The sequence below is a fragment of the Aminipila terrae genome, from assembly GCF_010120715.1.
Taxonomy (GTDB): Bacteria; Bacillota; Clostridia; order Peptostreptococcales; family Anaerovoracaceae; genus Aminipila; species Aminipila terrae.
The window spans coordinates 2,452,834-2,466,038 of sequence record NZ_CP047591.1; the positions used below are offsets into that span (position 1 = coordinate 2,452,834).

Genomic DNA, 13,205 nt, shown 5'->3' on the forward strand with positions numbered 1-13,205 from the left:
GAAAATGATTAGATACTACTTTCCAGTAATGCTCATAGTAGGCGCCAATTTAATTTATCAGAATTCAGCAAAAGCTATGCCCGGTCAGGTGAATACCTTCTTTGGACTGACATTTACGTACATAATTGCAGCGGTTCTATCTGCGACGATTTTTTTTGTTGGCGGACATTCGGATCCCATTCAGGTTCAGATGAGGTATCTGAACTGGGCACCTTTTGCATTGGGGGTTTCCATTGTACTTCTGGAATTTGGCTTTGTCATGTTATACCGGGTTGGCTGGAATATCAGTGTAGGCCCATTAGTCTGTAACATTATTCTCGCTATCATCCTCCTAATCATAGGTTATTTGTTTTATAAGGATATAATCACCCTTACTAAAATCGCAGGAATGGGATTATGTATGATAGGATTAATATTATTAACCAGGAAATGATAATTTATGAGAATGCCAATCATTGTGCCTGAAGACAAAGAAGCTTATGCATAGTGACTATTTGTATGTCATAAGACATTCATGTATAATATACATTATATTCCAAACATTTAATGAAAGGGGGTGAATGATTTGACCGAAAAGGCTGTGGAACTTAGCAGGGACTCTCTGGAGATAATAAACAAATTTTCTCTATTTCCAATGATCCTATATAATGACTGGGAGATTTTATTCTCTAATGAGAAATTTAATAAAATATTGTCATTTGAACAATTTTATAAGTTAAAAGAAAAAATTAAGTTTGATATAGATAAAATCGAAAAACACAATCAGGAATTTTGCATTACGGATAATGAGAAAAATAATAGATGGTATGAACTAATCTATCAATTTGTAGTGTATAATGGAAAATTTTGTATTTTAGCATATCTTGTAGATATAACAGTAAAAAAGGAAACGGAAAACAGAATTAAAAAATTATCTGATTTAAGGGCCTTAATGCTTGAAGTAACACAGAAGGTCTCACAACAAAACGATTTAGATAAAATTTATCAATTTATTTTGAATAATTCATTAAAGGCTATAGATAATGCCTGTTTTGGCAGTATTTTAATAAAAGAAGATGAATTTTTAAAAGTAGTATCCTATGTAGGCTTTGAGAAATGCATTCTTGATTTACGTATACCATTAAAAGAAGCGTTTTTATATAAGCAAACCAATGGACAGATGGACGAAATTATAAATATAAATGATTTAGAAAAATTTGGAGGAAGCGTTTTAATAAACAACTTTCTTGAGAAGGAAGCCTACATTAAATCAACGCTATCCGCTCCAATTTATATCAACAATGTTTTTTTTGGCATGATTAATATTGACTCCATTAAAGTCAATGCTTTCAGCGAGGAAGATGTCAGCTCTATGGAATTTTTAAAACCAAATATAGAAATGGCACTGACCAATCACTTTTTATATAAGGAAAAAGTTCATTTGGCATGGTATGATACGCTGACTCAGATTTATAACCGGGGATATTTTGAAGAGCATTTTCCTTTGATTTTAGAAAGAGCAAGACGGTATCATGAAATGTTTTGCTTTGTAGTTTTTGATATAAATAAATTAAAAGAAATTAATGATATATATGGGCACTTAGCCGGTGATCAGGTTATAAAGCAAGTAGCCGGAGTTTTGGAACAAAATACAAGGAAAAGCGATTTGTTTGCAAGATTCGGAGGAGATGAATTTGTTGGAATATATCTGCATTCCAATAAAAGTTTATTATCGGAAAAATTAGAATCCATTATTAAAGAAATGAAAAAAAATCCCATTGAATTGGAATCCCAACAGATAACTTGCACATTCAGCTTCGGAATAGCTGTATTTCCTGAAGATGGAGAGACAATGGAACATTTATTTAAAGAGGCTGATTACAGGATGTATTTTTATAAAAGACAACAAATCAATTAGTATATTTTAAACCAATCATAGGGATAATCGCAAATATACAATAATAATTATCAAATAGAAGGGACAGGGAAAATGAGAGCAAAGATTTTGAGCTTACTGCTTTGTATCACAATGGTATTGACCATTTCACAGGGGAGTATGGTAACTGCATGGGCAGATACGACTAAAGTGGATACAGCAAAAACAGAGGAAAAAGAGCCAATCCTGGCATATGTACCACTGGATAACAGACCAGTCAATGTTGACAGAGTAATATATGAAGCTGAGTCAGCAGGATTTAAGGTTATGATGCCAGATGCGGATTTATATGCTACCCGCCTGGACGGGCAGCCGCTTAACTCCAATGGAACAGCATATGGAGACAGCGAAAAACTGATGGAATGGATTACGGAGATGGATAAAAAAACGGATTACTTTGTAATCTCTCTTGATCAGCTTCTTTCAGGGGGATTAGTTAATTCCCGTACTCTTTATGGCAACAAATATTATGACGAATTTAAGCTGATTGATAAGCTTGTTGAGCTTTCACAGAATAACCATGTATACATAGTTGATACGGTTGCCCGTCTGGCAACCTGTACGGTGGGCTATCAGGGTGCCAGCCTGGAAACTTATAACTATCTGCGTCAATATAATCTTACACCCAGATATATACTGAATAATAGAGACCTGTCTGTGCGAAATATTGTTTCAGATTACACCAGAGATGATCAGGGAAGAAAGATTACAATTGATCCCAAATACTCAACAGAAGTAAATAATTCATTGAAAACCCGGGAAAGAAAATTAAGCATTATAGATTATATTCTGTCCATGGATTCATCGGGAAAAATGAAATATTTTATTGGTATTGATGATTCTAATCCCCAGAATACTATTCAGACAAACGAAGTAAAATTTATACAGAAGAAACTGGGTGACAAAGGACTTATTTATTCAGGTGCAGATGAGCTGGGTATGATGGCTGTGCTGAATCTGATGATTGATTATTATGGGTACAATGTAAATGCTTCAGCTGTATATTTTGGTAATACGGAAAGTTCAGGTTCAGGCTCCGTATATGATATGGAAACCGTAAAGGAAAATGTGGAAAAACACCTGAAAAGCATTGGCGTAAATCTGGTAGATAAAGATAAAGCTGACATGGAAATCGTTGTACTGACTTCACCATCTACTCCTATCCTCAATTCAAAATATATCAGCAAAATGATTGATTATATAAATAACAATATCTCTAAGGGGATTCCTACCATAGTTATTAATTCGGCTCCTGCCGCCTATGGTGGAAATCTTGAATACAGAATGACCAGAGAATGTGAAATGAGCATGCTGCTGGCTTACAGCAGCTGGGGCACCGTAGGCAATTCTATCGGTATATCTTTATGCAATGGGATTTCACGTTATCTGTATTTACATAGCAGAGACAATAGCAGTGATAAAGCCGATATCGCATTTTTAAAGGGACTGATTTTTTCTTATGAAAAGGATATAAGCTATATCAGAGGTGGTGGAAAAACCCTGTTTAATGATTATCTGACTTCTAAGGGATGGTCTGTCAATAACTTTTATCAGAGCAATGAACAGGTAAAAACCATCAATACAGATTTGGAGAATATGCTGAAAACCTCCGACTATAATGTTACTGTAAATGATATTATTGACAATCTCACTGACTGCAGATATTTTAAAGGGCTTGGAGGAGAATGCGGCATCATAGGAAAAATTAATCTGAGTAATTATTCGGCTCCATTTTTCAGGACCTATGAAATCCATTTTGACATTGGTGTAAAATTAAGTGATATCACCTTAAAAGGATTTAGAGATTCCATGACTGTCAATATGCCATATACTCCTGCAAAGGGACAGATGGCTTATTCGGTCAACCTGTATTATCTGGATCAGGCAGGTAAACTTCAGAAAATGCCTTGTACCTACGATAAAAATACAGGAACAGTAAAATTTGCAACAAATATAATGCCAAATTTCTTTACAGACACCCAGAGCATGGAGGCCGATAAGGCAAAGTCCCTGTTTGTTGACGTTCCTGTATCTGCTTGGTATTTTGATTATGTAATGTATGCCTATGAGAAAGGAATGATGAAGGGCACCAGTAGTAACACTTTCCAGCCTCAGGCACCTATGACACGAGCCATGATGGTCTATACACTTTATAAAATGGCAGGAGCTCCAGCAGTGGAAGAAAATTATGAACTACCTGGAGATGTAGGCAACGGCTGGTATAATACAGCTGTAAAATGGGCATTTGTCAATGGAATTGTTTCGGAAAACTGGGATAAGAAGTTTGGAACCAATAATCCTGTAACCAGGGAACAGCTTGCGGATATGCTGTGGAAATATGCGAAATACAAAAAAATGGATACTACAACAGGAAAAAATCCTGGGGTATATAGCTATGCGGATGTTTTTGCTGTTTCACCAGAATTACGGGGAGGGTTTGACTGGGCCTGCAGCAACGGTATCATAACAGGCACCGGTGATGGGACCAGGCTTGCCCCTGGAAAGGCGGCTTCCCGTGCAGAAGTAGCGGCAGTTTTAAAGCGGTTTGAAGAGACAGAATAACATCATTTATTACAATTGAAAACTTAAAAACCACAAAGGTAAATTTTAATTTACTTTTGTGGTTTTTTTATGCTTATCTTAAGAAAATTTTGTAAAAAAGAATAAATAATATTTGACTTTTTCCATAAATTGTTTTAGTATTGATAAGAACAGTTCGCATACGAACTAAAAACAGCTAAAAGGAAAGGTGCAGGTATGAAAATAGTAAATAAAAAAACTTTAATCATTATATTTTCGTTTATCATTATTATTCTGATATTTATTGGAGTTAATGCAGGAAAGACAAATTCCTCTCTGAATAATCAGGAAGTTTATGCAAATCAGAAACCAGATGAACTTTCATTTATTATGGCAGGGAAGGTTGACGCTATTGAAAGTGCGGATATCTCTTCCAAAACTTCCGGAAAAATAGCAGAGCTGAATGTAGATGTAGGATCTGTAGTAAGGAAAGGAGATGTACTGGCCCGAATCGATATGAAGGAGGTTCCGGCACAGGTAAATCAGGCACAGTCTACTATTGATATAGCCAATGTAAATTTAAACAATGCTCAGAACAGTTATAACAGGGCCCTGGAATTATACCAGGCAGGGCAGTGGCAAAAGAAGCCCTGGAAAGTGCAGAGAAACAGCTGAATACTGCTCAGGCGCAGGTAAATCAGGCACAATCAGGGTTAGATATAATCAATGCCAATTCATCTAATGGAGTGATTGTAGCACCTGTTTCAGGAACAGTTACATCAAAGAACATAAATGTGGGAGAAATGGCTGTTGCAGGTGCTAACTTAATGAGTATTGTTAATTCTGATAAGACTTATATTAACGCTTATTTGCCTGCAAGACTTTCAAATGAAATTAAACAGGGGCAAAAAGTAGCTATACGGATTTCTGAGATTCCAGACAAACTTTTTGATGGTAAGGTTTCACTGGTTGATACAGTCGTAGACGCTCAAAATAAAAATATTCTTGTTAAAGTAAGCATGTTAGAAAATGATCCGGCTGTTAAGGTTGGCATGTTTGCAGAAATTGCACTAAAGAAATAAGGCTGGTGATTAATATATGGAATCAAAAAGAAAAGTATTAATGTTATCTGTTGTTGCTGTAATGCTGCTGGTTCTGGGAACTATCGGGGCCTATTACTGGTACGAGGGAAATTATTTTGTAAAAACTGAAGATGCAAAAGTTGCAGGAGATATTGTTAAGGTTTCTCCTCAGATGACCGGAAAGCTGTTGGAATTAAATGTAGAAGAAGGTCAAAGTCTGGAAAAAGATCAGATCATAGGCAGGCAGGAAATGGGCACTTTATCCGATACCAATTTAGAGCAGTCGGTTATCCGGTCTCCCATTTCTGGATTTGTTCTGAAAAAACAGGCTACCCCAGGGGAACTTGTGTCAACGGGACAGACTATAATTATGATGGTAGACCCCACCAATTTATACATAAATGCTAATATAGAAGAGACGGATATGGCAAAACTAAAAATTGGGCAAAGGGTTGAGATTACAGTAGATGAATATAAAGGGCAGAAAATCTCTGGAAGAGTTGAGTCTATTGGGAAAGCCGCAAACTCTGCCTTTTCTCTTTTATCTGGCTCAACAAGCGGAACTTTTACAAAAGTAGTACAGAGGGTACCCGTTAAAATCGTATTTGACGATAAAAAGAATGATAATGGCCTTTTACTTGGAACAAATGCTGTAGTAAAAATCCGCATTCGATAAGAGGTGGTTTCAAGTGAAAAATCATGATGACGTTTATAAATGGCTTGCGCTGTTTGTAGTTTTAATCGGAACTTTTATGAGCGTTTTAAGCAGTAGCCTGATTAATCTCGCCCTGCCTAAAATGATGTCTGTTTTTGGTGTGACTTTATCGGATATCACATGGGTAGTAACGGCTTATTCCCTTGCTATGGGAGCTGTAGTACCTCTGACCGGATTTTTAAGCGATACAATAGGAATAAAGAAGCTGTATGTCATAGCCCTCTCTATGTTTACTCTGGGTTCTGCCCTGTCCGGGATGGCATGGAACAATAGTGCCATGATTGTTTTCCGTGTAATACAGGCAATCGGAGGGGGACTTATGAGCCCTGTAGGAATGTCCATTGTATATGCTATTTTCCCTGTAGAAGAAAGAGGAAAAGCTTTGGGAATCTGGGGTGTTGCAGCCATGGCTGCTCCCGCACTGGGACCTACATTAGGAGGGTATATCCTTTCTAATCTGGATTGGAGGCTTTTGTTTTACATCAACGTGCCTATAGGTATATTCGGAATTATTTTTGCTATCTTTTTACTCAGGGAGACGGAGAAAAAACCTTACGAGGGTAATTTTGATATAATTGGTTTTATTACTTCTGTTGTGGGTATTGTATGTACTTTGTATGTAGTTGGAAAGTGGTCTTCTATAAGCTGGAAAGAAATCCATTATCCTGTTTTACTTACTATTGGTATCTTCAGTTTAGTTTTATTTGTTATAAATGAACTTACACACACAAATCCACTGTTGGATTTAAGGATTTTAAAGCTCTATGATTACGGCTTAAGCCAGATTATCAGTTGTGTACTGGTAATGGCACTAATGGGGGGAGCTATATACTTCCATTATATCTTCAAAATGTGAAAGGCTTATCTGCTATGCAGAGCGGTATTGTCATGCTGCCATCTGCCATTGCAGCAGCTATAACAATGCCTATAAGTGGAGCCATATTTGACCGGTTTGGGGCAAAAATAGTAGCTATACCAGGCCTTTTCATATTACTATGGGGTCTTATCATCTTACTTATCTGAGCGCAGATACCTCCAATCTGACAATTATGACCATTTCCTTTATAAGAGGAATTGGACTGGGGCTTGCCATGATGCCAATCAGCACTGTAGGTATGAATGCTGTACCACTGAAATTAACTGGCAGGGCTTCCGCACTTACCAATACACTTAGAAATATATTTAGTTCTATTAGCGTGACCATTGTAGCTACACTGATGACTACCAAGACTACCAATAACTATGCACGATTAGCAGAGAATGTGACCTTGTCAAATCAGGCAGTTACTGATACAATAAAACAAATACAAGGGCTTTACATGACATCCGGAGTATCATCCACAGAAGCTCAGGCCTCTGCTATAACTGCCATTGCAGGAGTGGTACAGAAGCAGGCATATCTGGATGCCATTAATTATACGATTGCATTTACAACGATAACTGTCTTTGCTGCTATTATACTGGTATTTTTGATGAAAGCTCAAAAACAAAAAGAAATTTATAAATGTTAGGTGCTAGGAGAATATGGTGGAAACAAATAAGAACTCAGAACAATCAATGATTGACTATGCGGAAAAAATTGTCAGACTTTTAAAGACTACTAGAAAAGAGCTGAATGACTATTCCTTTGAAAAATCAAAACAATATGGGTTTACTGGGCCACAGCTGTTTTTAGTTTTTGTATTATATAAATATCCGGGACTCAGTCTTCAGGAGGTAAGCGAAAAAATAGGCTTATCTAAGAGTACGGTTTCAGGTATAGTGGATCGCTTAGTCTGTCAGGGTGATGTTGTTCGGGAAATCCCTTCAGAAGACCGCAGGAGTGTGAAGCTGTTTTTATCTTCCGACTTTTCTAAAAAACATAATCTTATGGAAATAAAGAGGCAGTTCCTTACCGATTTAATTAGTGATGCATCAACTGAAGATTTAAATACTGTTATTAACGGGCTTGAAAAAATATATGAAATAATTCAAAATAAGAAATTAAAGAATACTGAAAAATAAACAATTCCCCTTAGATAAAATCCTGCTGTCCATTGGAAAGTTGATTGCATCTAAGGGGATTTTGTTATTCATTGGTCCGATTTAGTATTTCTATGACTTTTTCCTCCTGGTCAAATAAAGCACATCCTCCAGCATGTTCACTGCCCACTAAGTTGTTATCCTGAAGACGCCTGAAAAACGGAGAATCAAGTGCTTCTAACAGGGTGTGGTTTCGCAGCCTGTAATCTGAATAAGGGGAGAAGGGACAAGCTTCTGCCTCACCCTGATAGTTAATATGAAAAAAGCCACGTCCGGCAGCAAGGCAACCTCCCATTTTATTTTCATCACCAGGAAAGGATAAAAATAAGATGGAAGGGTATTTATTCCGTAGTTCTTCCTGTGATTGCTGCAGTTGCTCACGCTCTTTCTGTGAGAATGCAAGATTTCGTGTATCTGAATCTACAGGCACGTACTCGATAAATAAAACTGTCCTGCAACCAAGCTGCCGCAGGCCATCTATAAATTCAACATTTACTATTTCACTTAGATTCTTTGTTGTCGCCGTAATAGAAACCCCAAACAGGATTTTTTCACCATTCAGTTGGACCATTTTTTCCTGTATTGTTTTATATATACCTTTTCCCCGGCGGAGGTCAGTGGATTCCTGTGAACCCTCCAAGCTGATTATGGGGATAAGATTTCTGCTTTGCTTAAATAACTTTATGTATTTCGTATCAATCAGGGTTCCGTTTGTGAAAATAGGAAAAATTATTTCAGGAGTCTGTGATGCAGCCTGGATTACATCATACCGCATAAGAGGTTCACCTCCGGCCAGAAGATTAAACAAAATACCTAAATCTTTTGCCTGTTTAAATATAGCTGCCCATTCCTGGGAGGACAGCATGGGGGAATTATTATCCTCATGACAACTCTTATTTTTTCTCGCATAACAGCCCGTACAAAACAGGTTACAGGTGTGGGTTATGCTGGATATTAAGAACGCAGGAATATGCTTGCCCCGGCTTTCATAATTGTTTCGATACTTTGTTGCTGTTTTACTGTAAGCTAGCGTTTTCAGCAGAAAGGCCGTTTCTTTTGGGTTAGAAAAGGTACCGGCCACTACATCAGAGATGATTTTATGTATAGAATGACTAAAATAGTCATTTAACTGATTGTTATTCATTTTGTATTTCCTCCTTATGAGTGACAACCCATACTCTATGAGACATGTTTTTAATTTATCTTAAATCCCTGTTCATGTCAATAAGAGCATTGTTATCAGCATTGTCTGTGATTATGCGTTATGTTATAATATTAAGTTAGAGCATAGAACACTATGGAAAAAACAACATTATGGGAGATTAAGAAATATGAGTAACTCAATTATAGATATAGTAAAGCAGGCCGAAACCTTATTAGGTACATCTGAAATATGCAAAGAAGAACAGTCCAGGGTTAAGGAACTTCACCACAGGCTGGAGTCACAGGACATAACGGTTTCTGTAATAGGCCAGTTTAAGAGAGGAAAAAGCACTCTGGTAAATGCAATTTTAGAAGAAAAAATCCTGCCCGTGGGAATTGTTCCTGTAACTTCAGTGGTAACCAGGATTCAATATGGAGAAAAGTCAGCAGCTGTACATTTTGACAATGGTATAATCAAACCCATTAAGATTGAAGAACTATCTGAATATATAAATGAACAGGAAAATCCGGGAAATAAGCTTTGTGTTTCATCTGTGACACTGCACACCACCTCCCCCTTTCTAAAAGAAGGATTGACTTTTGTGGACACTCCGGGGGTAGGCTCTGCTCATAAACATAATTCGGATGCTGCATACGCATTTGTAAAAGAAAGTGATGCGGTGATCTTTATGCTTTCAGTAGATAGCCCTATTAATGAAATAGAAATTGATTTTCTCAGAAACGCAAAAGAGTATGCCGCTAAATTTTATTTTGCTGTAAATAAAATTGATAATGTGGAAGAAGATGAGTTGCCAGCCTATATGGAATATTGCAGAAAACTTCTCTGCAGTCTGATGGAAGTGGACAGCATCATGCTATTCCCTGTAAGTGCCAAATATGGCAACGGACTGGAAGCATTAAAAAGCAAAATCCAGGAGGATTGCAAAACATCTGTAAAAGAAATTCTTGAAGAATCAGTGGAACGAAAGCTCAAAGATATACTCAGTTCCGCCAGGGTAAGACTGGATTTGTACTGGAATGCATTAAAAATGCCTGCGGGCAGACTGGATAGCAGTTTTAATCAAATGAAAACATGCCTGGCTGAGTTAGAAAGTAAAAGCCAGGAAATTGCTTCTGAACTTAATATGGAAACAAGCAATGATAAATATGTTGAGATATCCAATAGGTTAGAAATAGAATTAAATCAGATGAGAAAAGTATTATCCTCTTCGGTATCGCAACTTTTTGGAATAGAATATCATTACGAGCTTACAGAACTGAATATCACTGAAAACTATAAATTTGATCATTCAGAGGATAATATAGAAAGCCTTAAAAATAGATTTTTAAGCCAGACAAAACAGCTTTGTGATGAACTGGATAGTACGTTGAATTTAATTCTCATGTACAGAGAGAAAAATACCATTACAGTAGCACGAAGAATCGAGGATTTAAATATCCTGAACAGGCAGTTAAGAAAGCTAAAATCGTTATTGCATTAAAAATATGTTAATAAGGATGATAGGAAAATGAGAAATTCCTTTGTAAAAAAAACTATAATAACCGTTTTAATCATAAGCATTATACCTTTTGCTATTTTTACAGCCATTCTAATCAATACAGTACAGTCTTTTGAAGAAGAAAGAATTGAAGACAGTCTGAATATGATTATTTCAGAAAAAGTGCAGACAATGAAAAAAGATTTGCAGAAGGTGGAAAGTGAAGTGAATAATCTTGCCCAGTGGGCTCAAGCTGCAGAAGATTATAAAGTAGACACAACCAGACTTTCCCAAGATTATAAAAGAAACGAAAATCAGGTTCTTGAGGCACCAGGAAAAGAAACAAGCACGTATCTGCCAAGTAACATCAGTCTGGACCGTGATATTGCAGCAGAGATTATGCAGACAGAATCCATCGTTCCAGCCATGAAAAATATGGTGCAAAACAATAAAGAGCTGGCTTATGTATATATTGTTACTGGCAGAGGCTTTATGAGAGTGTACCCTTATCTGGATAACTCTATTTTTGCTCCTGACCATGATCAGAGGGTAGACCCATTTTATACTATTGCCAATGAAAAGAATCATTTAAATAGCACAAACTGGACAAAAACCTATTATGACTACGGGGGAATGGTTGGATTATTACCTGTTCCAAATCCTATTATAAAAAAGACGGAACACCAGGAGGAGTTGTTTGCGCAGATGTGATTCTTAATAAACTGGTACAGTCAATTGTTGATTTTCGCATAGGTAATAGTGGATTTGCATTTGTTATAGATGAAAACGGTGGCGTGATTTATCACCCGGACATGCTGGATATAAAAGGGAAAATGGGAGACACCTTCCAGACAAAATATACAGAGAATTACAAGGGAAGTTCCATAAGAAAACAGATTTTAAAAGAAATGCAGCAAAAGGATTCAGGACTGGTAAGCTTTAATGAAGATGGAAAGAAAAAAGCTATTGTATTTGAAAAACTGGATACAATCGACTGGATTATCGGTATAGAAATAGACAAGGAGGAATACTCCGTAGGGAAAGAGTATCTAACTATTGGTGTATGGGCCTCCATAATTATCCTGTTACTTCTGATGATATTTCTTGGATCAGTGCTATCAAAGAGAATCAGTGCACCCATACTGCAGCTGACAGAAGATGTAAAGAAAATGGATGAAGGTAATCTGATTCCACTGTCTGTAAAATCCCAGGATGAAATAGGTATGCTGGCAAAAGCTTTCAATAATATGAGTGAAAAAATCAGTGAGTATACAGGAGAACTGATTTACAGCAAAAATCAATTAGAATCTGTCTTTAACAGTATTGATGATACCATGATGATTCTGGATATGGATTATCAGATTAAAAAAAGTAATAAAATCATAATAGGACAATCTGAAAAAGAGCCATGTTATAAAGCTGTCAGGAGGCAGGATACCCCTTGTAAAAACTGTCCTGTACGAGAAACAATAAAACACCTGTATCAGCATAAATCGGAAGTGGCATGCAATGAGGATATCTTTCAGGTGGCCAGCTATCCTGTGTTTGATGAATCCAATCAACTAAAAGAAATTGTAGTATTTGAAAAAAGTGTTACAAATCAGAAAATAATGGAGAAAGAGTTGTTTCAGACAGAGAAAATGGCTGTAATCGGGCAAATGGTTGCGGGAGTAACTCACGAACTGAAAAGTCCTCTGTCTGTGATAAAAGGGGCTTCTTTTTTACTGAAAAATGGGGTAGAAGGAGAGGAACAGGAAGAAGTAATTGATGAAATAGACGCAAACATTACAAGAGCAGAAAAGATTGTATATAATATGCTGGACTTTTCAAAATCCTCCTGGGGTGAAGATAAAGTTCACGACAGCAGAAAATTAATTGATCAGATTTATATGCTGGTAAGGCAGGAGTGTGTGAGAAAAGGAATAAATGTATATATAAAGACAGAAGATGAACCTGTTACAATTTTTGGTAACAGTGATTCTTTTAAAAATATGTTCCTGAATATTATTACAAACGCCATGGAGGCTATGGACAAAGGTGGCAGTCTGAATATAACTGCCAGTTATATAGACGAGAACCGAACTTGTTTGAATTTTAAAAACACCGGAGAGAGAATACTGGAAGAGAACCTTGGAAAGATATTTGAACCTTTTTTTACAACAAAAGAAAGAGGAACAGGACTGGGGCTCTGGTTGGTCTATAAAGAAGTCATAAGAAATAAAGGAAGTATAAAGGTGAAAAATATGGCAGATGGAGTTGATGTGGAACTCATTTTGCCTTCTAAGCCTTTGGAAGATTAAGGGGATAAA

The 13,205-nt window shown here is 36.7% G+C and carries 14 protein-coding genes; 13 read left to right on the forward strand and 1 reads right to left on the reverse strand.

Annotated features, from left to right (window positions below; all coding sequences use genetic code 11):
• The first annotated feature begins 4 nt into the window (after positions 1 to 4).
• From Ami3637_RS11635 to Ami3637_RS11670, 10 genes are all read left to right on the forward strand, one after another.
• On the forward strand, positions 5 to 433 hold the full coding sequence (locus Ami3637_RS11635; RefSeq protein WP_162362729.1) for a hypothetical protein: 429 nt from the start codon (positions 5 to 7) through the stop codon (positions 431 to 433).
• 132 nt (positions 434 to 565) lie between these two features.
• Positions 566 to 1,897, forward strand: coding sequence for a sensor domain-containing diguanylate cyclase (locus Ami3637_RS11640; RefSeq protein ID WP_162362730.1), 1,332 nt, complete (start codon positions 566 to 568; stop codon positions 1,895 to 1,897).
• 72 nt (positions 1,898 to 1,969) lie between these two features.
• Positions 1,970 to 4,477: a DUF4127 family protein gene (locus Ami3637_RS11645; RefSeq protein WP_162362731.1), complete on the forward strand. Its 2,508-nt coding sequence runs from the start codon at positions 1,970 to 1,972 to the stop codon at positions 4,475 to 4,477.
• Positions 4,478 to 4,672: 195 nt separating this feature from the next.
• Positions 4,673 to 5,110: an efflux RND transporter periplasmic adaptor subunit gene (locus tag Ami3637_RS11650; RefSeq protein ID WP_162362732.1), complete on the forward strand. Its 438-nt coding sequence runs from the start codon at positions 4,673 to 4,675 to the stop codon at positions 5,108 to 5,110.
• Positions 5,071 to 5,517 (forward strand): efflux RND transporter periplasmic adaptor subunit, encoded by a 447-nt coding sequence (locus tag Ami3637_RS11655; protein ID WP_162362733.1) that lies wholly within the window; start codon positions 5,071 to 5,073, stop codon positions 5,515 to 5,517. The genes Ami3637_RS11650 and Ami3637_RS11655 overlap by 40 nt, the downstream gene beginning before the upstream one ends.
• Positions 5,518 to 5,533: 16 nt before the next feature.
• Positions 5,534 to 6,193, forward strand: a complete 660-nt coding sequence (locus Ami3637_RS11660; protein WP_162362734.1) for an HlyD family efflux transporter periplasmic adaptor subunit — start codon at positions 5,534 to 5,536, stop codon at positions 6,191 to 6,193.
• Between the two features lie 13 nt (positions 6,194 to 6,206).
• A complete protein-coding gene (locus Ami3637_RS11665) occupies positions 6,207 to 7,088 on the forward strand; it encodes a DHA2 family efflux MFS transporter permease subunit (RefSeq protein ID WP_279286668.1) in 882 nt (293 codons plus the stop codon).
• Positions 7,085 to 7,255: a hypothetical protein gene (locus Ami3637_RS17955; RefSeq protein ID WP_279286669.1), complete on the forward strand. Its 171-nt coding sequence runs from the start codon at positions 7,085 to 7,087 to the stop codon at positions 7,253 to 7,255. Before Ami3637_RS11665 ends, Ami3637_RS17955 begins: the two co-directional genes overlap by 4 nt.
• Positions 7,228 to 7,743, forward strand: a complete 516-nt coding sequence (locus Ami3637_RS17560; protein WP_243158002.1) for an MFS transporter — start codon at positions 7,228 to 7,230, stop codon at positions 7,741 to 7,743. Before Ami3637_RS17955 ends, Ami3637_RS17560 begins: the two co-directional genes overlap by 28 nt.
• Before the next feature lie 13 nt (positions 7,744 to 7,756).
• Entirely contained in the window at positions 7,757 to 8,236 is a 480-nt protein-coding gene (locus tag Ami3637_RS11670; RefSeq protein ID WP_243158003.1) for a MarR family winged helix-turn-helix transcriptional regulator, read from the forward strand.
• 64 nt (positions 8,237 to 8,300) lie between these two features.
• On the opposite strand, the gene Ami3637_RS11675 is transcribed toward Ami3637_RS11670, so the two are convergent.
• Positions 8,301 to 9,398: a radical SAM protein gene (locus Ami3637_RS11675; RefSeq protein WP_162362735.1), complete on the reverse strand. Its 1,098-nt coding sequence runs from the start codon at positions 9,396 to 9,398 to the stop codon at positions 8,301 to 8,303.
• Positions 9,399 to 9,585: 187 nt separating this feature from the next.
• Between Ami3637_RS11675 and Ami3637_RS11680 the strand changes: the two genes are divergently transcribed.
• Genes Ami3637_RS11680 through Ami3637_RS11690 form a run of 3 tightly spaced genes read left to right on the forward strand, consistent with a single transcriptional unit; the run spans position 9,586 to position 13,196 of the window.
• Entirely contained in the window at positions 9,586 to 10,899 is a 1,314-nt protein-coding gene (locus Ami3637_RS11680) for a dynamin family protein (RefSeq protein ID WP_162362736.1), read from the forward strand.
• Positions 10,900 to 10,926: 27 nt separating this feature from the next.
• The gene (locus Ami3637_RS11685; protein WP_162362737.1) at positions 10,927 to 11,607 is read left to right on the forward strand and encodes a hypothetical protein; all 681 of its coding nucleotides are present in this window, start codon (positions 10,927 to 10,929) and stop codon (positions 11,605 to 11,607) included.
• Entirely contained in the window at positions 11,541 to 13,196 is a 1,656-nt protein-coding gene (locus tag Ami3637_RS11690; RefSeq protein WP_243158177.1) for a sensor histidine kinase, read from the forward strand. Before Ami3637_RS11685 ends, Ami3637_RS11690 begins: the two co-directional genes overlap by 67 nt.
• The last annotated feature ends 9 nt before the right edge of the window (positions 13,197 to 13,205 follow it).

Bases quoted from the DNA above. Each gene is read 5' to 3' on its own strand.
- Ami3637_RS11635 (WP_162362729.1), top strand. From the start codon at position 5: ATGATTAGATACTACTTTCCAGTAATGCTCATAGTAGGCGCCAATTTA.
- Ami3637_RS11650 (WP_162362732.1), top strand. From the start codon at position 4,673: ATGAAAATAGTAAATAAAAAAACTTTAATCATTATATTTTCGTTTATC.
- Ami3637_RS11680 (WP_162362736.1), top strand. From the start codon at position 9,586: ATGAGTAACTCAATTATAGATATAGTAAAGCAGGCCGAAACCTTATTA.
- Ami3637_RS11660 (WP_162362734.1), top strand. From the start codon at position 5,534: ATGGAATCAAAAAGAAAAGTATTAATGTTATCTGTTGTTGCTGTAATG.
- Ami3637_RS11670 (WP_243158003.1), top strand. From the start codon at position 7,757: ATGGTGGAAACAAATAAGAACTCAGAACAATCAATGATTGACTATGCG.
- Ami3637_RS11645 (WP_162362731.1), top strand. From the start codon at position 1,970: ATGAGAGCAAAGATTTTGAGCTTACTGCTTTGTATCACAATGGTATTG.
- Ami3637_RS11675 (WP_162362735.1), bottom strand. From the start codon at position 9,398: ATGAATAACAATCAGTTAAATGACTATTTTAGTCATTCTATACATAAA.
- Ami3637_RS11685 (WP_162362737.1), top strand. From the start codon at position 10,927: ATGAGAAATTCCTTTGTAAAAAAAACTATAATAACCGTTTTAATCATA.
- Ami3637_RS17560 (WP_243158002.1), top strand. From the start codon at position 7,228: ATGGGGTCTTATCATCTTACTTATCTGAGCGCAGATACCTCCAATCTG.